Origin of the sequence: Ensifer sp. ENS02 (assembly GCF_014851885.1) — a bacterium.
GTDB classification, from domain to species: Bacteria; Pseudomonadota; Alphaproteobacteria; order Rhizobiales; family Rhizobiaceae; genus Ensifer; species Ensifer adhaerens.
Genome location: NZ_JACVAO010000009.1, coordinates 202217 through 222064 on the forward strand (window position 1 = coordinate 202217; position 19848 = coordinate 222064).

General features: G+C 63.3%; 18 protein-coding genes. 17 read left to right on the plus strand and 1 reads right to left on the minus strand.

Annotation, left to right across the window (positions count from 1 at the left end; all coding sequences use genetic code 11):
* The first annotated feature begins 62 nt into the window (after window positions 1–62).
* From IB262_RS20550 to IB262_RS20610, 13 genes are all read left to right on the plus strand, one after another.
* Complete coding sequence (locus IB262_RS20550) at window positions 63–2939, plus strand: SPOR domain-containing protein (protein WP_112976441.1); 2877 nt, start codon at window positions 63–65, stop codon at window positions 2937–2939.
* A 152-nt stretch (window positions 2940–3091) separates the two neighbouring features.
* Entirely contained in the window at window positions 3092–4108 is a 1017-nt protein-coding gene (gene nagZ, locus IB262_RS20555) for a beta-N-acetylhexosaminidase (RefSeq protein ID WP_112976442.1), read from the plus strand.
* Window positions 4109–4209: 101 nt separating this feature from the next.
* Window positions 4210–5028 carry a ScpA family protein gene (locus IB262_RS20560; protein ID WP_060517402.1) on the plus strand — a complete coding sequence of 273 codons (819 nt, stop codon included), beginning with the start codon at window positions 4210–4212 and terminating at the stop codon, window positions 5026–5028.
* The gene (scpB, locus tag IB262_RS20565) at window positions 5021–5749 is read left to right on the plus strand and encodes an SMC-Scp complex subunit ScpB (RefSeq protein WP_060516985.1); all 729 of its coding nucleotides are present in this window, start codon (window positions 5021–5023) and stop codon (window positions 5747–5749) included. Before IB262_RS20560 ends, scpB begins: the two co-directional genes overlap by 8 nt.
* An 82-nt stretch (window positions 5750–5831) precedes the next feature.
* Window positions 5832–6944, plus strand: coding sequence for an ABC transporter ATP-binding protein (locus IB262_RS20570; RefSeq protein ID WP_060516987.1), 1113 nt, complete (start codon window positions 5832–5834; stop codon window positions 6942–6944).
* Window positions 6945–7035: 91 nt separating this feature from the next.
* Entirely contained in the window at window positions 7036–7242 is a 207-nt protein-coding gene (locus tag IB262_RS20575) for a twin-arginine translocase TatA/TatE family subunit (RefSeq protein ID WP_034796642.1), read from the plus strand.
* 74 nt (window positions 7243–7316) lie between these two features.
* Window positions 7317–8033: a Sec-independent protein translocase protein TatB gene (tatB, locus tag IB262_RS20580; protein WP_112976443.1), complete on the plus strand. Its 717-nt coding sequence runs from the start codon at window positions 7317–7319 to the stop codon at window positions 8031–8033.
* The gene (tatC, locus tag IB262_RS20585; RefSeq protein WP_060516991.1) at window positions 8030–8872 is read left to right on the plus strand and encodes a twin-arginine translocase subunit TatC; all 843 of its coding nucleotides are present in this window, start codon (window positions 8030–8032) and stop codon (window positions 8870–8872) included. Before tatB ends, tatC begins: the two co-directional genes overlap by 4 nt.
* Before the next feature lie 46 nt (window positions 8873–8918).
* Window positions 8919–10202 (plus strand): serine--tRNA ligase, encoded by a 1284-nt coding sequence (gene serS / locus IB262_RS20590; protein WP_112976444.1) that lies wholly within the window; start codon window positions 8919–8921, stop codon window positions 10200–10202.
* Window positions 10203–10228: 26 nt separating this feature from the next.
* Window positions 10229–10999 carry a 5'/3'-nucleotidase SurE gene (gene surE, locus IB262_RS20595; protein ID WP_034796625.1) on the plus strand — a complete coding sequence of 257 codons (771 nt, stop codon included), beginning with the start codon at window positions 10229–10231 and terminating at the stop codon, window positions 10997–10999.
* A complete protein-coding gene (locus tag IB262_RS20600; protein WP_089044633.1) occupies window positions 10996–11649 on the plus strand; it encodes a protein-L-isoaspartate(D-aspartate) O-methyltransferase in 654 nt (217 codons plus the stop codon). Before surE ends, IB262_RS20600 begins: the two co-directional genes overlap by 4 nt.
* A gap of 194 nt (window positions 11650–11843) precedes the next feature.
* Window positions 11844–12488, plus strand: a complete 645-nt coding sequence (locus tag IB262_RS20605; RefSeq protein WP_112976445.1) for a biotin biosynthesis protein BioC — start codon at window positions 11844–11846, stop codon at window positions 12486–12488.
* Window positions 12489–12675: 187 nt separating this feature from the next.
* Entirely contained in the window at window positions 12676–14229 is a 1554-nt protein-coding gene (locus IB262_RS20610) for a LysM peptidoglycan-binding domain-containing M23 family metallopeptidase (protein WP_112976446.1), read from the plus strand.
* A gap of 116 nt (window positions 14230–14345) precedes the next feature.
* Here IB262_RS20610 and IB262_RS20615 read toward each other — a convergent pair whose 3' ends face one another.
* The gene (locus IB262_RS20615; RefSeq protein WP_034796613.1) at window positions 14346–15215 is read right to left on the minus strand and encodes an ATP-binding protein; all 870 of its coding nucleotides are present in this window, start codon (window positions 15213–15215) and stop codon (window positions 14346–14348) included.
* A 302-nt stretch (window positions 15216–15517) separates the two neighbouring features.
* On the opposite strand from IB262_RS20615, the gene yajC reads away from it, so the two are divergent.
* From yajC to IB262_RS20635, 4 genes are read left to right on the plus strand one after another with little or no spacing between them, the layout of a single operon-like run.
* Complete coding sequence (gene yajC / locus IB262_RS20620) at window positions 15518–15853, plus strand: preprotein translocase subunit YajC (protein ID WP_034796611.1); 336 nt, start codon at window positions 15518–15520, stop codon at window positions 15851–15853.
* Between the two features lie 45 nt (window positions 15854–15898).
* Entirely contained in the window at window positions 15899–18469 is a 2571-nt protein-coding gene (gene secDF, locus IB262_RS20625) for a protein translocase subunit SecDF (RefSeq protein ID WP_034796609.1), read from the plus strand.
* Between the two features lies 1 nt (window position 18470).
* Complete coding sequence (locus tag IB262_RS20630) at window positions 18471–18857, plus strand: Mth938-like domain-containing protein (protein WP_034796607.1); 387 nt, start codon at window positions 18471–18473, stop codon at window positions 18855–18857.
* Window positions 18858–18877: 20 nt separating this feature from the next.
* Complete coding sequence (locus IB262_RS20635) at window positions 18878–19720, plus strand: phytoene/squalene synthase family protein (RefSeq protein ID WP_060607510.1); 843 nt, start codon at window positions 18878–18880, stop codon at window positions 19718–19720.
* Window positions 19721–19848: the final 128 nt, after the last annotated feature.

The following is a 19848-nucleotide window of genomic DNA, read 5'->3' on the forward strand; positions in this document are numbered from 1 at the left end:
TATTGTCACCATTTTCCCACAATGCACTGGCACAGCGATACAGGCAATTGTGAGTGGAGAGCATGGCAGACAAACAATTCGCACGAAGCGGGCCGGCTGAATTCGATGTATTGGCAGACGATGATCCGTTGGCCGAACTCGCCCGGATCGTCGGTTACGATGCCCGGCCGGCCGTCCAACAGTTGCAGGAACTGCAACGACACCAGGAGGCGGTGCGTCAAGATCCCGCCTTCGATCTCGAAGACGAGCTGCTTCGCGCGTTCGACAGCTACGACGCGCCGCGGTCCGCACCGCAGCCGGCTCCGATCGAAGAGCCCCGGTTCGAGCCGGTAGCTGAACACGTCGTCGTTCACGAAGAGCCGGTGGCGGAGCCCGTCGCCGAGCTTGACGAGCCGGTGTTCGTCCAGCCCGAACGCGTCGAAGCGGCGCCAGCCCCCGTCGCTGACGAGGACTATGCCGAGGTTCACGCCTTCTCCGTGGCGCCGCAGGTTGCCGAAGACGGCAACGCCGAGGCCGTCGTCGACGAGCCGGCGTTTGACCTTGAGCGCGAACTCGAGTTGTCGCTTGGCGAAGCCGATCTGTTGTCGGACGACGTTGCCGAGGTTGCGGCGCACGTCGAGCCGCAGGATATCGATCCGCGTGATCAGTTCGTCGATGCATGGCAGGCGCCGGCCGTCGAAGCCGCTCCGGTCTGGGCCGAGCCGGCTCCGGTTGCGGATGCATTTTCGGCCTATGAACAGCCGCGCTTCGATGTCGCGGCCGAAGAGCGTGAAATTGAGCCTTCCTATCAGGAAGACGTGGTCGCAGCTCAGGCAGTCGTCGAGCAGGATGCTGGCCGTGACGATCTTCTGGCGGACATAGAACGGTTCCCGGTTCCGCCGGTCTCAGCGATGGTTGCCGCTGCGGTCCAGTCGCATCCGGCTCTCCATGTGGAAACACAGCCCGTCGTTGCGCCGGTGGTCACGCCAGCGGTTGCCACTGCCGCTCCGATAAAGAAGAGCCCTTATCCCTTTACGCCCACCTTCAGCCGTGCGACGCCGGTTGCGTCCGCCTCGGGCGCCAGCCAGCAGCGTGCCTTTGCCGGCCCGTTGGTATCGTCGGTCGCAGCACCGGTGGCCGCTGTTGCAGCGCCGGTTGCGGCAGTGGCTACTGCTCCCGTTCAGGTCGCGGAACCCTTGGTCGAGGTGGCCAAGCCAATTGCGCAGCCGGAGCACGAGCCGAGCTTCGACATCGAGAACTTCGAAATTGAGCTCTCCGACGAGGCGCTGAAGCTCGACTTCGCAGACGTCACCGTAGATGAGCCGGTCGTTGCTGCCGTCGTGCCGCAAGCACCGGTGCAGCCGGTCGCGCAGGCGGCCGTTCCGCAGCGCGAGCCGGAGCGGTTCGTCGAGCCTTACGTCGCTCCCGCGCCGGTCGAGCGCCAGGAAGCACAGCCCGAGAGCACGCTGCCCTTCGATCCGTCGATGATTGCCGAAGCCGAGAACGGCGTCGCCCCGATCGCGGATATGGACGTGCCGCAGCTGCCGGTTATCGAGACCGAGAAGCCGGTCGCTTATCCGGCCGACTACGATCTCGACATCGACGCGGAAATGGCCCAGCTCTTCGGAGCGCCGGCTCCGGTCAAGGAGAGCCGTCCGGCTGCAGTTGAAAAGATGGAGCCGGCCCGTCCGGCACCGGCCGCTGCCACTGCTCCGGCCTTTGGTCAGGGCTCGCTTGACGACTTCGACGAGTTTGAAAAGGCGATGGAAGAAGACTTCCGCCGCTCGATCGTCGAGCGTCCGGCGGTTGCGCGCGATGCCGAACGGGTTTCAGCGGCGCAGACCCAGCAGGATGCCGGCGAATACCGCGAATATGGCACCGGCCGTCGCTCGCAGCGCACGATGTTGCTCGCGGCAAGCGTTGCCGGCGTCATCATCCTTGGTGGCGCTGCCGTCTACGCCTGGATGGGCGGTAGCGGCGCGGTCAGCTCGGCCGAAGGCCCGAAGATCATTCTGGCCGACAAGGCCCCGGTCAAGGTCGTGCCCGAGGAAAAGGGCGGCAAGACCGTGCCGAACCAGGACAAGGCGGTTTATGACCGCGTTGCCGGTGCTCAGGCTGGTGCCCCGCAGCAGGAAGCCCTGGTCTCTTCGACCGAGGAGCCGATGGATGTCGTCCAGAGGACGCTGACGCCGGAGACCCTGCCGCTCGAAGGCAGCAACGAGGCCGAAACCCTGCAGACGGCACTGCCCAACGAAGAGGACGGCGATCGCCTGCTGCCGGATGGCGCCAACGGCGAGACCGCTGCCCAGGAAGAAGACAAGACGCCGGCCGTCGCACCGAGGAAGGTGCGCACGATGATCGTCAAGCCGGATGGAACGCTGGTCGCTCGCGAGGAGCCGGTTGCGGCACCGGCGACCGATGTCGCTGGCACGACCCAGCCGCTGCCCGCAACGCCTTCGAATGAAGTCGCTGCTGCAGGCCAGGCTGCGGCCAACACCGACCAGGTTGCGCTTGCCGCAACGGGTAACGCCAACATCGAACAGGTTCCGGTGCGCAGCGTCACGACGACGGCTTCTGCCGGTGGCGACAAGGCGCCGACGCCGCAGACCCGTCCGGCCGCACAGCCTGCCGAAATCGCCCGTCCGGCGGAAGAGCAGGCCGCTCTCCCGGCTGAGACCCAGCCCGCGCAGCAGGTTGCCACGGCATCGGTTCCGGCCGGTGGCTACTTCATCCAGGTCGCATCTCTGCCGTCGGAAGCCGAGGCGCAGAAGTCCTACAACAGCCTTTCGAGCAAGTTCGGAAGCGTCATCGGCGGCCGCGGCGTCGACATCCGCAAGGCGGAGATCGCCGGCAAGGGTACCTACTACCGCGTCCGCATCCCGGCCGGTTCGAAGGACGAGGCCAATGCCCTTTGCTCCAAGTACAAGGGCGCCGGCGGAAGCTGCCTGGTTACCAAGTAAACGGGCATAATGATCGAGTTGACGAAGGGCGCGGCCGAGGAGGCCGCGCCCTTCGCGTTTTCGGGCTTCCGATGCCCATGACCTTGTGCATGAGTGGGGGTGCGCTGTCTTTGTGGCTTCGCGCCGGGCAGCCCGCGCTCTATGCTTTTGGGATGAGCGAATCAAAAGCATTTATCTCCGGCTGCAAGGGCCTTTCCCTCACGAGCGACGAGCGCGATTTCTTTGCAGGAGAACGCCCCTGGGGCTTCATCCTCTTCGGTCGCAACATTGGTGAGGAGCAGCAGATCTCGGATCTGGTGGCAGCCCTTCGCGACAGCATCGGCAATCCCAATGCGCCCGTGCTCATCGACCAGGAAGGCGGACGCGTTCAACGCATCCGCCCACCGCTCGTTCAGCAGTATCCGAATGGCGCGGCGATCGGCGAAATCTACCGCCGCGACGCGGAGCTCGGTCTGCGCGCCGCCTGGCTGATGGGACGCCTGCATGCCTTTGACCTGATGCGCTTCGGCATCACCGTCGATTGCCTGCCTGTGCTCGACGTGCCCGTGCCCGGCAGCCACGACGTCATCGGCAATCGCGCCTATGGACACGATCCCGAGACCGTCACGGCAATCGGCCGTGCGATGGGCGAGGGACTGAAGGCCGGCGGCATGCTGCCTGTAATGAAGCATATGCCGGGCCACGGACGCACCTTCGTCGACTCGCACCACAACCTGCCTGTCGTCAGCGCCACATTCGACGAGCTTGCCGCGAGCGACTTCCTGCCCTTCGTTGCGATGAAGGACGAGGTGATGGCGATGTCGGCGCACATGGTGTTCACCACGATCGATCCGGACAATCCGGCGACCACCTCTGCGAAGGTCGTGCGCGAGATCATTCGCGGCCATATCGGTTTCGACGGCCTGCTGATGTCGGATGACGTGTCGATGAACGCGCTTGCCGGCGACATGACGACCCGCGCGCGCAGCATCATTGCTGCGGGACTTGATCTCGTCTTGCATTGTCATGGCATAATGGAGGAAATGAAGGCCGTCGCGGATGTCGTCCCGGTTCTGGCCGGCGAAAGCTTGCGCCGGGCGCGGGCCGCCGAAGCCGCGTTCCGGGCGCCTGACGATGCGAGCGAAGTCGATCTGCGGGCGGAGTTCAATGCCCTGTTTGCAACCGTCTGAGGCAAACTGAGGCTGACGGCAAACAGAGACTGAAGGAAAGGATCGGGCTGCCAGTGAGCAATGCGGGCGAAAGACAAGGCAAGCCTGCGTCGAAGGCGCCGATGGAGCCCTTGTGGCAGGACGAGACTGCCGAGCGCGGACTGCATGAGGAAGCGCTGGTGGTCGACATCGCCGGCTTCGAAGGTCCGCTCGACCTGCTGCTGCATCTCGCCCGAAGCCAACGCGTCGACCTTTCGCGCATTTCCGTCCTGGCGCTCGCCGAACAGTACATCGCCTTTATCGAACGCGCGCGCAGCATCCGCATCGAGCTTGCGGCCGATTACCTCGTCATGGCGGCGTGGCTCGCCTATCTGAAGTCGCGGCTGCTGATCCCGCAGCAGGCGAAGGATGATGGTCCTACCGGCGAGGAGATGGCCTCGGCGCTGGCCTTCCGGCTCAAGCGGCTGGAAGCGATGCGCGAGGCGGCGACGCGGCTCATCAACCGAAACCGGCTCGGCCGGGACGTTTTCGTCCGAGGCGCACCGGAGCATATCGTCACCGAGAGGAAATCCGGTTTCGACGCTTCGCTCTACGATCTGCTGAGCGCTTATGCGGGCCTGCGCCAACGACAGGCGATCACCCAGGTGACAATCGAGAAGCGCCACGTCTGGTCGCTGTCCGATGCGCGGCTGATCCTGGCCCGCATGATCGGTGGTCTCGACGACTGGACTGCGCTCGATCATTTTCTCGTGCGCTACATGACGACGCCGAAGGAGAGAGCGACGGCAATCGCCAGCTCCTTTGCCGCGTCGCTCGAAATGGTTCGCGAGGGCCGTCTGGAGATCCGCCAAGAGGAGGCCTTCGCGCCGATCTATCTCCGGCGCGGACCAAATCCGATCGATGCGGAGACTCTCGCCGAGATGGAGGCAGCCCGTGGCTGAAGCCCAGAAGTACCTGCCTGGCGTTCCCGACGAGGAGGACGAGATCGAAACGGCATCCCTCGACCCCCGGCTGGAGCAGGAAGCCGAGCGGATCGCCGAAGCCCTGGTGTTCGCTTCGGCGCAGCCGGTGTCCGAGGCCTATATCGAGAGCCGGTTGCCGCGTGGCGCCGATGTCCGCACGATCATGCTGCGGCTTAAAGCCGTTTACGCGACGCGCGGCGTCAACCTCGTTCAGGTGGCCGACCATTGGGCCTTCCGCACGGCCGCCGATCTCTCTTTCGTCGTTCAGACCGACGAACAGGAGGTCCGCAAGCTTTCAAGGGCAGCCCTCGAGGTTCTGTCGATTATCGCCTACCATCAGCCGGTTACGCGCGCCGAGATCGAGGATATCCGCGGCGTGCAGACCTCGAAGGGTACGCTCGACGTGTTGATGGAGGCGGGCTGGGTCCGGTTCCGCGGGCGCCGGCGCACACCGGGGCGTCCGGTGACCTTCGGTACGACGCGCGACTTCCTCGATCACTTCGGGCTTGAGGAACTGCGCGACCTGCCGGGCATCGAGGAATTGAAGGGCGCCGGGCTGCTCTCCGGCCGCGTGCCTTCGAACCTCAACATCCCCGTTCCGACCGGCGACGACGAACTGGCCGAGAACGAGGATCCGATCACCCAGCTCGACCTGGAGGAACTGGGGCTCTTGACACCGAAGGGCGAAGAAGCCGATTAGAAAAACCTGATTATAGATATCGGCTTTCCATGGCGTCGGGGCCCGCTGACCCTGCGCCATTGGTGTCAAGGAATGCAAGAGCATGGTTTCAGATCCGCAGGACGCTCCCGTCATGACCACGCGACGGACAGCGGGCGTCTCCTTCGCGGCGAGCCTGACCTTCGAAGATATTCACCACAGCTATCACGCCAAGGAAACGATCAAGGGCGTCAGCCTGGCGGCAAAGGCCGGCGAGGTCCTTTGCCTGCTCGGGCCTTCGGGATCCGGTAAGACGACCCTGCTGCGTATCGCCGCGGGTATCGAGAGGCAGAGCGCTGGGCGTCTGATGCTCAATGGCCAGGAAATCTCCGGCCCCTCTGTCTTCCTGCCGCCGGAAAAGCGTGGCGTCGGGCTGATGTTTCAGGACTTTGCGCTTTTCCCGCACATGACGATCCGCGACAACGTCCGTTTCGGTCTGACGGCGATCCCCAAGAAGGAAGGTCTGATCCAGGCGGATGCGGCGCTCGAGCGTGTCGGCCTGTCGCACTATGCCGATCTGTATCCGCACGTGCTTTCCGGCGGCGAGCAGCAGCGCGTAGCGCTTGCCCGCGCGCTCGCGCCGCGCCCGGCGGTGCTGCTCATGGACGAACCATTTTCCGGCCTCGACTCGCGCCTGAAGGATTCGATCCGTGCCGATACGCTGGCGATCCTCAGGGAAACGCGGGCAACGGCTATCGTCGTCACGCATGACGCCGAAGAGGCGATGCGCATGGCGGATCGCATCGCGCTCCTGAAGGACGGGCGCCTCGTTCAGGTCGGAACGGCCGACGAACTCTACCGCGAGCCGAGGGATCTTTTTGCCGCCGGCTTCTTCTCGGAGATCAACGTCTTCGATGCGCAGGTTCGTGACGGCCGCGTCGAAACGCCGGTCGGAAGCGTTGCAGCCGGCCCCCATCCGGAAGGTAAGCGCCTCTCGGTGGCTGTCAGGTTGTCTGGAGTGCGCGTCGGCGAAGAGGATGGCGACATTCCCGCCCGCATTCTCTCCCGTCGCTTCATCGGCGTGGTCGAGCTTCTGGAGCTCGCTGTGCCGCGTTGTGAAGAGGTGGTTCGGGCGCGCATCAGGGCGGACCGATTGCCGCATGGATTGCGTGATGTAATGCTTTCAGTTAACGAGCGGGATATATTACTGTTTGAAAAAAGCAGTTCGGCATCTTAGGTTCTGTCACAACGAGACGCGTGCTTGAGGCACGCCTGAAAATTGACATGTGATAGAGCCTAAATCGGGGAAGGCTCAGAGGAGTAAGAGCATGGGTTCGTTAAGCATTTGGCACTGGCTGATCGTTCTGGTCGTGGTGCTGCTCTTGTTCGGTCGCGGTAAGATCCCCGAACTGATGGGTGACGTTGCTAAGGGCATCAAGAGTTTCAAGAAGGGCATGTCCGACGATGAGGCGGCTGCTACCGACAAGACGCTCGACAGCAAGACCGTTGACCACAAGTCTGACGAAGTTCGCTAACAGTCTGGTGTCGGTGAAGCCTGTCCGGTGTCCATACCGGGCTGGCGGCATCAAGGGTTTGCAGGACATATCGCATGCTTGATATCGGCTGGACCGAGCTCGTCGTCATCGCAATCGTTCTGATCGTGGTTGTCGGGCCGAAAGACCTTCCGCCAATGTTGCGGGCTTTCGGCCGCATGACCTCGAAGATGCGCGGCATGGCATCGGAATTCCGTCAGCAGTTCGATGAAGCGCTGCGCGAAGCGGACCTTGACGAGGTTCGAAAGACCATCAGCGACGCGCAAAGTCTCAATCCGGCCAATGCGTTGCGCGATGCAATCAATCCGCTGCGCCAGATGGGCAACGATATCAAGGCGGACCTGCAGAAGGCGGCGACACCCGACCAGCCTGCGACACCGAACACCGTCGATACGGTTTCTGCCGTCGAACCGGCCGTTGCGCCGGCCGCGGTCGAAGCCAAGCCCGCAGATGCGGTTGCCGCTGCGGCAATCGGTTCGGCCAATCGCCAGATCGAGCGCGCAGAGGTCGCATCCGTACCGGCAGAAAAGTCGAAGCGTGCGACCAGAACGAAGGCCGATGCGACGCCGGCTGTAAAGAAGGCCGCGCCCAAGTCGACAACGGCAGCGCCCAAGACGGCAACAACTGCATCCAAGTCGGCCACGGCAAAGTCTGCTGCCAAGGCGCCCGCGAAGCCGGCCGCTGAAAAGAAAAAAGTGACGCCGACAGTGGCAGAGCCTGCTGCCAAGACGTCAAAGCCGCGCACCAGCGCGCGCAAGAAAGGTGAAGCATGAGCGGCGATATCGAGGACCGGCCGCAGCCGCTGATCGAGCATCTGATCGAATTGCGCAAGCGCCTGATGTGGGCCATCGGCGCGTTCTTCGCTGCGTTCCTCGTCTGCTTCTACTTCGCCAAGGGCCTGTTCAACCTTCTGGTGCTGCCGTTCAAATGGGCCGTGAGCTGGGCGGGCCTCAACCATCGCAATGTCGAGCTCATCTACACGGCGCCGCAGGAGTTCTTCTTCACCCAGATTAAGGTGGCGATGTTCGGCGCGCTGGTCATCGCCTTTCCTGTAATCGCTGCACAGATCTACAAGTTCGTTGCACCGGGGCTCTATAAGAACGAGCGCGCGGCGTTTCTGCCGTTCCTGGTCGCGTCACCGCTCCTGTTTCTGCTCGGCGGCGCGCTTGTCTATTTCTTCTTCACCCCGATGGTGATGTGGTTCTTCCTGGCCATGGAGCAGGGCGGTGGCGAAGGGCAGGTGGCCATTCAGCTCCTGCCGAAGGTCTCGGAGTATCTCAGCCTGATCATGTCGCTGGTCTTCGCCTTCGGCCTTGTCTTCCAGCTCCCGGTCATCACCACGCTTCTTGCCCGCGTCGGCTTCGTGAGCTCGCAGGGTCTTGCCGAGAAGCGCAAATACGCGATCGTAATCGCCTTCGTTGTCGCGGCCGTGCTCACGCCGCCGGACCCGATTTCCCAGATCGGCCTTGCGCTGCCAGCCATCCTTCTCTACGAAATTTCGATCTATACGGCGCGACTCGTCGAAAGGCAGCGGGCAGCGGACGCGCTCAAGAGCGAGGCTGCCGAGTCGCAGGAAGGATCTTCCGGAGAGGTCGGCCCCGCCAAGGGCTGAGCATTCGAGATTTCGCGCCGTGATCTGACCAACGCGTGGAACGAAAATGCTTGATATCAAATGGATCCGTGAGAATGCCGAGATGCTGGACGCCGCCCTGGCGAAGCGGGGCGCGGGGCCTTTGTCGGCATCTCTGATCGCGCTCGACGAACGCCGCCGTACGAATCTTCAGGCGCTGCAGGACATGCAGTCGCGCCGCAATGCGGCCTCGAAGGATATCGGCGCGGCCATGGCGCAGAAGAATGCCGAGCTCGCCGATAAGCTGAAGGCCGAGGTTGCCGACCTGAAGAACGCCATGCCGGCGCTCGAAGAGGACAGCCGCAAAATCGAGGCCGAGCTCAACGACGCCCTGTCGCGCATTCCGAACATCCCGCTGGACGATGTACCCGTCGGTGCCGACGAGACCGGCAACGTCGTCAAGAGCGTGGTTGGCAAGAAGCCCACCTGGAACCACCAGCCGCGCGAGCACTTTGAAATCGGCGAAGCGCTCGGGCTGATGGATTTCGAGGGTGCGGCTCGCATTTCCGGTTCGCGCTTCACGATCCTCAAGGGCCAATTGGCGCGGCTCGAGCGCGCGCTCGGCCAGTTCATGCTCGACCTGCACACCCAGGAACATGGTTACACCGAAGTGCAACCGCCGCTTCTGGTGCGCGACGATGCGATGTATGGCACCGGCCAGCTGCCGAAATTTGCCGAAGACCTCTTCCGCACCACGGATGGCCGTTGGCTGATTCCGACGGCGGAAGTGCCGCTGACCAACATCGTCCGGGAGCAGATCCTGGAAGGCGAAAAGCTGCCGCTGCGTTTCACCGCGCTGACGCCGTCCTTCCGCTCGGAAGCTGGTTCTGCCGGTCGCGATACCCGCGGCATGCTGCGCCAGCACCAGTTCAACAAGGTGGAACTCGTCTCGATCACCGATGCCGAAACGTCCGTTGCCGAACACGAGCGCATGACCGCCTGCGCCGAGGAGGTGCTGAAGCGCCTCGGCCTGCATTACCGCGTCATGACCCTTTGCACCGGCGACATGGGCTTTGGCGCCCGCAAGACCTATGACCTTGAGGTCTGGCTGCCGGGACAGGATACGTTCCGCGAGATTTCGTCCTGCTCGGTCTGTGGCGATTTCCAGGCGCGCCGCATGAACGCCCGCTATCGCACCAAGGAAGACAAGGGAACCCGCTTCGTTCACACGCTGAACGGTTCGGGCGTTGCCGTCGGCCGCGCGCTCATCGCCGTCATCGAGAACTATCTGAATGACGATGGTTCGATATCGGTGCCGGAGGTGCTGGTCCCCTACATGGGCGGCCAGACGCGCATCGAAAAGGTAGCCTGAGCGAACGTCGAGGGGAGTGCGGCATCATGCGGATCCTGCTGACAAACGATGACGGCATTCACGCCGAGGGCCTGTCGGTACTTGAACGCGTCGCCCGGACGATTTCGGACGATGTGTGGGTCGTTGCGCCCGAAGCGGACCAGAGCGGCCTTGCCCATTCGCTGACCCTGTCGGAGCCATTGCGGCTGCGACAGATCGCGGAAAAGCGCTTCGCACTTCGCGGCACGCCGACCGATTGCGTCATCATGGCCGTCCGCAAGGTGCTCGATCGCAAGCCCGATCTCGTGCTGTCCGGCGTCAACATCGGCGCCAACATGGCCGACGACGTGACCTATTCCGGTACCGTCGCCGGCGCCATCGAAGGAACGTTGCAGGGCATCCGCTCGATCGCGCTGAGCCAGGCCTACAATCACGCCGTCGGAAAGACCGTTCCGTGGGATGTCGTCGAAACGCACGCGCCGGCCTTGGTCCGCAAGCTGATGAAGGTGGATCTGCCTGACGGCACGCTGCTCAACGTCAACTTCCCCAATTGCTCGGCGGACGCTATTGCCGGTACGGAGGTGACGTCACAAGGCAAGCTCGACTTCGGCCTGTCGATCGACGAGCGAACCGATGGCCGCGGCTTTCCCTATTTCTGGCTGCGTTTCGGCGAACGCTTCGGCGATTTCCGCGCCGGAACCGACATTCACGCCCTGCGTGAAAACATGATCTCGGTCACGCCGCTCAAACTCGACCTTACCGACTACAGTGTCCAGGATCGCCTGGCGCGGGCGCTCAACGAGGGAGCCGTTGCTTGAGTGCGCGGGTGACCGAACAGGAAGGCTTTGCCAAGATGGTGCTGCGTCTGCGCGCCGAAGGCATCACCAACCATGATCTGTTGAAGGCGGTTGAGCAGACGCCGCGAAGCCATTTCGCGCCGCCGCAGTACCAGGCCGAAGCCCATTCGCAGCGGACGATTCCGCTCGATTGCGGTTCGTTCATGGAGGGATACGACTTTGCGGTCCGTTTGCTGCACAGTCTCAATCTGAAATCCGGCCAGCGTGTTCTCGAAGTCGGCACCGGTAGCGGCTTCACCGCCGCGGTCATGGGACGCGTTGCCGAGCGGGTGCTGACGATCGACCGCTATCAGACGCTCGTCGGCATCGCCCAGAAAAACCTCGAAAAAACGGGTGTTCGCAATGTCATCGTCCGGCATGCCGACGGCAGCGCCGGCGTGCCGGGTGAGGGCACCTTTGACCGGATCCTGATCACGGCCGCCTTCAACAGTCTGCCGCGCATGTTTTCGGATCACCTCGTTTCGGGCGGCACCCTGCTGGTTCCGATCATGATGAGCGAGACCCATTGCCGGGTCGTGCGCGTCAGCCGCACGGGCAGCCGCTTCGATCGCGAGGATCTGTTCGACGCGCCTTACCTTCCGATCGTGCAGCAGCTGGCGTCGTTTCTCTAAACGCTGAATTCCCGTCCGCGCGGGTGAGGAGCTCCTCTCGCGCCGGCGGCGATTATTAACGACCCCTTAACTTCCTCCAGCCTCGCGCAAGCTTGGCGCCATACGCCTGCCGTGCACGGACAGGGTTCCGCCTGCGAGTCGTCGCTTGCCTTGCGACGTCGGCGGACACCGGTCGCGAGGTACGGAGACGGCACATGCAGATCGCGAACAGGTTGACGGCGGCAGCATCCGGCGACGGGCTGAACAATCTTGCCGGGCGCAACGCCGGCCAGACGAATTCCTCAGGCAAGGATGAGCAGGCAGCACAGGCGCTTGCCGCGACCTTCTTTGATCCGACGCCACGCATCTCGCTTTCGGCCGATGCCCTGCTTTATCTAGGCCAGACGAAGAAGGGATCCGACGGCCAGCCGGCACTCACCCGCGAGGAATGGAACAACCGCCTGTCGCCGCAACTGGCCTCGCGCGAATACCAGGCCTTCGGCAAGTTTCTCGATTCCGGCGATCACCAAGCCTATTACAAGAACTTCATCGACTACTACGACGGCCTTCATCCGGAGGACCAGAACAGTTTGCGCTATTTCGGGACACGCGAGGCGGCGGTGGCCGGTTTGCGGTCGCTCGAATATGAAGAAGCAAGCGGTGCGGACGGAGACGCGGCGTTCCAGACTTTGGTGAGCGTCCTGCTCGACGAAGACAAGACGGCGCAGTCCGAAACCCTGGCGCAGCCGGCCGGTCGCCAGATTTTTGCCTGGGACCTGACGAGCATCAGCTACGAAGAGGACCAGACGGAGCGGCGATCCGTGTCCGAGATCGAGCGCCTCTATTCCGAACTGATCTAGCGCTAGGCTCCTCGTGCCCGGGCGGCAGCTGTGACGCTGCCTCTAGCACGCCCTTGACGGGCGACGGTCGACCTATGGTTAGCATTTAGTCAAATTAGTCCTTTGGTGGGGTCTACCTTAACCACGCGGTAACTCTAATACGCTTTAATCAATCCACATCGAGTTGCGTTCGGAGTGGGTAAGCGTCATGCGTAAGTTTGTATCTCCCGGGGTTGGAAAGTCGACGATCCGCCTTTGCGTGGCGGTCCTGCTGGCAGGCGTCGCAACAGGCTGCAGTTCGGATGCAAGCCGGTTTGACGGCCTGTTCTCCCGGTCCGACAACATCACCACAAATTCCATCCCCCGAGACGCAACGCCGGTTCCGCGCGGCGATGTGTCCGTCGGTCAGATGGCGGCAGCGCCGGTTGATAACCGTGGTTCAGCCCTCGGTCAGCCCTATCCTGCGGCAGCTGGGCAGGGTGCCTACGATCCGGTAAACACGGCCTCCACGCCCGTATCGAACGCCCGCGTCGCCTCGACCCCGATCTCCGTTCAGCGCAACACTCTGGCTGACCCGAGCGCTGCTGGAAACCAGCGCGCCGAAGCCCAGCCGTTCCCGGCAGCACGCCAGCAGGCCGCACTCGCCACGCAGCAGACGCTTCCCGCAGCGGTCAAGGAAACCGCAAGCAAGAGCGGCTGGACGACGCAGAACGCTCCGACGATCATGGTTCGCCCGGGTGACAATGTCGCCGTTCTCTCCAAGCGTTTTGGTGTCCCGGAAAAGGAAATCCTGAAGGCGAACGGTCTGCAGTCCGCAGCGCAGGTCGAGACCGGTCAGCGTCTCGTCATCCCGACCTTCGGTGTCGCAGGCAGCGCTGCCAAGGCGGCAGCCACGAACTCGATCGCCGATCTCGATGGCAACAGCCGCCAGCCGTCGCCGCTGCCGGTCAACCAGCGCGACGTTGCGATCCTGCCGGGTTCGGCCCAGTCCCGCGAAAAGGGTGAAGGCAAGTCTGACGTCGTTGCAGGCAAGCCGGCAACGAACGGCGAGGGCGCCGGCGGTGGATCCTACACCGTCAAGCCGGGCGACTCGCTCAACCGTATCGCCAAGACGACGGGCGTATCCGTTGCCGCCCTCAAGCAGGCAAACGGCCTGACGGCCGAATCGATCCGCGTCGGCCAGACGCTGCAGCTGCCGGGCGCAAATGGTGCCGCTCCGGATCAGCTCAAGACGGCCTCGGTTCCCAAGAAGGCCGAGCAGCCGCAGGTTGCCTCGCTCGACAAGAACAAGCCGGCTGAATACCAGGCGCCGGTTGCTAAGCAGAGCGTCAGCGAAGTCGCCAGCAAGACGACGGATATCGACGACGATTCTCCGAAGTCGACCGGCATCAGCAAGTACCGCTGGCCTGTGCGCGGCGCAGTCGTCGCCGGCTACGGCGCCAATGTCGACGGCAACCGCAACGACGGTATCAACATCTCGGTGCCCGAGGGCACGCCGATCAAGGCGGCTGAAAACGGTGTCGTTATTTATTCGGGCAGCAGCCTGAAGGAACTCGGCAACGCCGTCCTGGTGCGCCACGACGACGGCACGGTCACGGTTTATGGTAACGCTTCCGAACTCAAGGTTCAGCGCGGCCAGAAGGTTCAGCGCGGCCAGACGCTCGCTGCTTCGGGCATGACCGGCCGGGCAAGCCAGCCGCAGGTTCACTTCGAGGTGCGCAAGAATGCCACCGCGGTAAACCCGGCGACCTTCCTCGAATAGTCTCGATCGGTCGCAAAGCCGATCCGGATCCGGTGTTTGCACCGCTTGCCCTCTCGGGCAGGCGGTGCTTTCTATTTCAGGATGTCGGTAAGGCGTGCGGTTCGCGACGCGCCCGGTTACCCGTCGAGCCTGTGGCGCAGGCGGCCGGCGAGATCCTGGATGAACTGCCAGGCGACGCGGCCGGACCTTGCGCCACGGGTCGTTGCCCATTCCAGCGCTTCGGCGTGCAAGGTGTCGCGATCGAGCTTGAAGCCATAGTGCGCGGCATAGCCGTCGATCATCGCCAGATAGTCGTCCTGGCTGCACTTGTGGAAGCCGAGCCACAGGCCGAAACGGTCGGACAGCGAAACCTTCTCCTCGACCGCTTCCGACGGGTTGATCGCGGTCGACTGCTCGTTCTCCATCATATGCCGCGGCAGCAGGTGGCGCCGGTTCGAGGTGGCGTAAAGGAGCACGTTGGAAGGACGTCCCTCGACGCCGCCGTCGAGCACGGCCTTCAGCGACTTGTAGGACGTATCGTCGTGATCGAAGGACAGGTCATCGCAGAAGACGATAACCGGGACCGGTGCCGACTTCAGAATGTCCATCAGCGCCGGAAGTGTGGCAATATCTTCGCGATGCACCTCGACCAGCTTGACCGCAACACCGGTGTCGCGCGCAACCTGCGCATGAACCGATTTTACCAGCGAGGATTTGCCCATGCCGCGTGCGCCCCAGAGAAGCACGTTATTGGCCGTGTAGCCCTCGGCAAAACGCAGCGTGTTGTCGAGCAGGATGTCACGGACATGGTCGACCCCGGTGATCAGGGACAGTTCGATGCGGTTCGGCTTGGCGACCGGCTGCAGATGGTGTGTCGCCGGGGCCCAGACGAAGCACTCGGCAGCGGTCCAGTCGTTGGCTGCAGCGGCGGGTCCGGCCATGCGCTCGATCGCCGCGGAAAGCTTCTGCATTTCCCTGATGAGAACGTCGATCTTGGCTTCCGGCATATGTCTCTCTCCACTCGCTGAATCAGGTGTTTGGCCGTGCCGTCATGATTCGAGGCGGCGTGGCCCTGGTGTTTACCGTAACCGCGTCGCGGCCAGGTCCCACCAGAAACCCGGTAGCACGCAGGTTTACGCTGGAAAAGGTCACCGAGGCCCGCGCGAGGGGTTCTCCTCTTGTGTAAATTGTGTCAGAGGCACAGGAACGGGTACGGGTGCCCGCGGCTTTGCAGAGCGGCGGGGCGTCCCTATATTCCGGCCGATTTGGCGCGGAGGAACCGCCGATATTTGAACTCAAGGAGTGATCGATGTTCATTACCGAAGCTTTTGCGCAGACTGCCGGCGCCCCTTCCGCCGGCGGCGCGGACATTCTCATGTCCATCCTGCCGTTCCTGCTGATTTTCGTCGTTATGTATTTCCTGATCATCCGTCCGCAGCGCGCTCAGATGAAGCGCCGCGAGGAACTCCTGAAGAACATCCGTCGCGGTGACCAGGTCGTGACCGGTGGCGGCATCGTCGGCAAGGTCACCAAGGTCGTTGACGACAGCGAACTCGAAGTCGAAATCGCCGATGGCGTGAAGATCCGCGTCGTCCGCAGCGGCGTGTCGGAAGTTCGCGTCAAGGGCGAGCCTGTCAAGGAATAAGGCAGGAACAGCCACCACCAGCCGAGCAACTGGAGCGTTTGAGGCATGCGCAGATTACCGCCGTTGAAACGTATCCTCGTCTGGTTGGTGGCACTTGCCGGCATCGCCTTTGCGCTGCCGAACGTTCTAAGCCGGGAAGAGGCAGCCGAACTTCCGTCTTGGCTGCCCCATCGCCAGGTGGCGCTCGGGCTCGATCTCCAGGGTGGCTCCCATTTCATGCTGCGGGCGGCGCGCAGCGACATCGTCGCTGAACGGCTCGAGACGATCGCCAACGAGGTCGGCAAATCGCTGCGCGATGCCGACATCGCCTATATCGGCCTTTCCGGCGAAGGCCAGTCGATCGCCTTCCGCGTTCGCGACCGGTCGCAACTCTCTGCCGCTCGCGAGCGGCTGAGGCCGCTGACGGCGCCCGTCGATATCGGGGGGTTCGGCTCCGAGCCGATTTCCGAGGTCGTGTTCGACAGTGCAGAACCGGATGAACTGGTTCGCCTGCGCCTCACGGACGAAGGCATCGACTACCGGCTCTCGCTGGCCGTGGCGCAGTCCATCGACGTCGTGCGCCGCCGCGTCGCCGAAGTTGGCGCCATCGAGCCGCTGATCCAGCGCCGTGGCGATGACCGGCTGATCGTGCAGGTGCCTGGCCTCGGCGATCCGCAGCGGTTGAAGGATCTGCTCAGCCAAAGGGCCAACCTGGCCCTGCGGATGCTGGATACCTCCGTGCCCGTGCAACGCGCCGTGGAGGGCCAGCCTCCGTCCGGCACGGAAGTCCTCTATTCCTTCGACGACCCGCCAGTGCCCTATCTCGTCGAAAAGGCACCGCTGCTTGCAGCGGCGAATTTTGTTGCAGCCCAGCCGGAACCTGATGCTTCCGGCGAAAGCGCGTCGGTCGCCATCAAGATCGATACCGCTTCGCAGCAGCGTGTTGCCGCCCTTGCGGCGCAGCAGCCGCCAAAGGATGCAGCGATCGTTCTCGATGGACAGGTCATCGCGACGCTCAAGCTGTCGGAGGCTGTCAACAGCGACACCTTGCGCATCTCCGCAGACCTGCCGACCGAAGGTGCGACCGACCTTGCCGCTCTCGTGCGCACAGGGCCGCTCGCGACGCCCCTGACCTTCGTCGAAGAGCGAACGGTCGGCCCCGGCGTCGGTGGCGACGCCATCGCAGACGGCCTAAAGGCGGGTCTGGTTGCGGCTGTCGCAGTCGCCGCATCGATGATCTTTTTCTACGGCGTCTTCGGCGTCTTTGCGGTCATTGCGCTCGCCCTGAACATTGTCCTGATTATCGCGGCGCTTTCCCTTTCGGGCGCGACGCTGACCCTTCCGGGCATTGCCGGCATCATTCTGACGATCGGCGTGGCCGTCGATTCGAACGTGCTGATCTACGAGCGCCTGCGTGAAGAGGTTCGCGGCGCCGAGCCCCTGCGGCGCACCATCAACAACGCCTTTTCGCGTGTCTTCAGCAGCATCTTCGATGCCAACCTGACGATGCTGATTGCGAGCGCCATCCTCTTTTATCTTGGCTCCGGATCGGTGCGCGGCTTTGCCGTTACACTTGCGATCGGTAGCGTGACGACGCTCTTCACCGCTTACACGGTCACCCGCCTGATCGTGAAGCGCTGGCTGCGCCAATGGAAGTCGGAACGCTTGCCGAAGGGTATTCGGACCGGCCGCTTCAGCGACCTGGACATCCGGTTCATGCGGATCCGCAACCCGGTCTTCATCCTGATGGCGGCGCTGTCGCTCGCCTCCGTCCTGCTGCTTGCCGGCATCGGGCTCAATCTCGGCGTCGACTTCAAGGGCGGCTCGATCATCGAGCTGCATTCCAAAGGCGGACCGGTCGATGTCGCCGATCTTCGCGCGCGCCTCGACGAGCTGAATTTCGGCGAGGTCCAGGTGCAGCAGCTCGGCTCGGGCGAGGACGTTCTGGTGCGGGTACCGTCGCAGGAGGCGGGAGACAACGCCGAACAGACGGCCGCCGGCGTCATCCGGTCGGAACTTTCGGACGAGTATGATTTCCGCCGCGTCGAGGTGGTCGGCCCCGTCGTATCCGGCGAACTGACACGCGCCGGCACTATCGGGCTTGCTGTTTCGTTCCTTGCTATCCTGCTCTATGTGTGGCTGCGCTTCGAGTGGCGCTTCGCCGTCGGCGCGATCATTGCCACGACGCACGACGTCCTGCTGACGATCGGTTTCCTCGTGCTGACCGGCATCGAGTTCAATCTCGGCAGCATTGCCGCGGTTCTGACGATCGTCGGCTACTCGCTGAACGACACGGTCGTCATCTACGATCGCATCCGCGAAAACCTTGCACGCTACAAGCGCATGCCGTTGTCGGTGCTGATCGATACGTCGATCAACCAGACGCTGTCGCGCACCATCCTGACAGCGCTGACGACCGTTCTTGCACTGACAGCGCTTTATCTCTTCGGTGGCGGCCTTATCCGCGCCTTCAGTGTTACAATGCTGTTTGGCGTCATCGTCGGAACGATCTCGTCCATTTACATCGCCGGGCCGATCCTCATCCTCTTCAGAAAGCGCACCGACCACATTCCGGGGGACGAGAACGCCTCCGGCGCGGATACGGGTGCGGCGGGCGCGGCAAAGGGTGCTGTTTGAAATGCCTAAGGGAATTGAAATTCGCGAAGCCCATTTTCCGGGACGTGCGCCCATCGATGCCTACGGCAATGGTGGCTTTCGCTTCGCAGACATGTCGCATCGTGGCTCGATCCTGATGCTGCCCTCGGGCGTCTATGCATGGGACGTCGCGGAGGGCGATGCGCTGACAGTCGAGAAGTTCTACAAGGTCGTTGATGAGGCGAAGGACATTGAGGTGCTGCTGGTCGGCACCGGCAAGGACATTCGCCCGCTGCCGGCCGATGTGAAGACAGCTTTACGCGCCGCCAACATATCGTCGGATCCCATGAGTACCGGGGCCGCTGTCCGCACTTACAATGTGATGCTGGCCGAATCGCGCGCAGTCGCCGTCGCACTGATCGCAGTCTGATCGGGCCTGGGGAAGACGACGTGCACGACAATTCTGCCCAGATTCTGGCTGACCTGCGGGACACGGACCGCGACCGCTATCTCGCCTGCCTGCTTGCGCCGGCCGACAAGCAGCCCGCGCTTGCCGCACTCTATGCCTTCAGTGCGGAGATCGCCCGCATCCGCGATCTCGTGCACGAGCCGATCCCCGGTGAGATCCGCATGCAATGGTGGCGGGACCTCATCGGCAACGACGCGTCGACCGGAGAAGGGCATCCGCTCGCTGAAGCGCTCCTTGGCTGTATTCGCGCGCACAGACTGCCGGTCTCCGTGTTCGAGAACATGATCGATGCCCGGATCTTCGATCTCTACGACGATCCGATGGAAGACCGTTCGGCGCTCGAGGGCTATGCCGGCGAGACCGCCTCGGCGCTGATCCAGCTCTCATCCCTGGTCCTTGATCCAGAGAATGCCGCGAAATCGGCCGAAGTCGCCGGTCACGGCGGTGTCGCGCAGACGGTCGCGGGCCTCCTCATGCTGTTGCCGCTGCATTTGCGCCGTGGCCAGGTCTACCTGCCGGCCGAACTGCTGCGCGCCACCGGTCTCGATCGCGAAACGCTGATCGCCGGCGAAGACAGCGCCGCGATCAGCCAGGCGATCCGGGCCTTCGCGGGCTTCGGGCGAGATCATCTCGCCAGGGCGCGTGCGCAGCTGGCGGCGATCGCGCCGTCGAATTTCCCCGCCTTCATACCGCTTGCGCTCGTCGAGCCTATCCTTAACCGCGCGGAGGCTGCGGGCGCCGGGCTTCTGCAGAAACCCATCCGCCCGGCCCAATGGCAACGGCAATGGTGGATGTGGCGTGCTGCACGGCGCCGCCGCTTCTGATACGTCAGAGGTTCGGCCTGATCGGTCTGCTCGGGGCTTTGGCGCAGACGCACACGCCGTGACGACAAATTGGCGCAAGCCTCGCAGCGTATAGAAGCGCTTTATCGGCGTCATGCCGAGCGAAGGGG

Excerpts from the sequence above, each read along its gene's own strand:
- IB262_RS20605 (WP_112976445.1), top strand. The coding sequence starts at position 11,844 with ATGCAGATCGCGAACAGGTTGACGGCGGCAGCATCCGGCGACGGGCTG.
- yajC (WP_034796611.1), top strand. The coding sequence starts at position 15,518 with ATGTTCATTACCGAAGCTTTTGCGCAGACTGCCGGCGCCCCTTCCGCC.
- tatC (WP_060516991.1), top strand. The coding sequence starts at position 8,030 with ATGAGCGGCGATATCGAGGACCGGCCGCAGCCGCTGATCGAGCATCTG.
- nagZ (WP_112976442.1), top strand. The coding sequence starts at position 3,092 with ATGAGCGAATCAAAAGCATTTATCTCCGGCTGCAAGGGCCTTTCCCTC.
- IB262_RS20575 (WP_034796642.1), top strand. The coding sequence starts at position 7,036 with ATGGGTTCGTTAAGCATTTGGCACTGGCTGATCGTTCTGGTCGTGGTG.
- secDF (WP_034796609.1), top strand. The coding sequence starts at position 15,899 with ATGCGCAGATTACCGCCGTTGAAACGTATCCTCGTCTGGTTGGTGGCA.
- tatB (WP_112976443.1), top strand. The coding sequence starts at position 7,317 with ATGCTTGATATCGGCTGGACCGAGCTCGTCGTCATCGCAATCGTTCTG.
- IB262_RS20550 (WP_112976441.1), top strand. The coding sequence starts at position 63 with ATGGCAGACAAACAATTCGCACGAAGCGGGCCGGCTGAATTCGATGTA.
- serS (WP_112976444.1), top strand. The coding sequence starts at position 8,919 with ATGCTTGATATCAAATGGATCCGTGAGAATGCCGAGATGCTGGACGCC.
- IB262_RS20570 (WP_060516987.1), top strand. The coding sequence starts at position 5,832 with ATGGTTTCAGATCCGCAGGACGCTCCCGTCATGACCACGCGACGGACA.
- IB262_RS20615 (WP_034796613.1), bottom strand. The coding sequence starts at position 15,215 with ATGCCGGAAGCCAAGATCGACGTTCTCATCAGGGAAATGCAGAAGCTT.
- surE (WP_034796625.1), top strand. The coding sequence starts at position 10,229 with ATGCGGATCCTGCTGACAAACGATGACGGCATTCACGCCGAGGGCCTG.
- IB262_RS20610 (WP_112976446.1), top strand. The coding sequence starts at position 12,676 with ATGCGTAAGTTTGTATCTCCCGGGGTTGGAAAGTCGACGATCCGCCTT.
- IB262_RS20560 (WP_060517402.1), top strand. The coding sequence starts at position 4,210 with ATGGAGCCCTTGTGGCAGGACGAGACTGCCGAGCGCGGACTGCATGAG.
- IB262_RS20630 (WP_034796607.1), top strand. The coding sequence starts at position 18,471 with ATGCCTAAGGGAATTGAAATTCGCGAAGCCCATTTTCCGGGACGTGCG.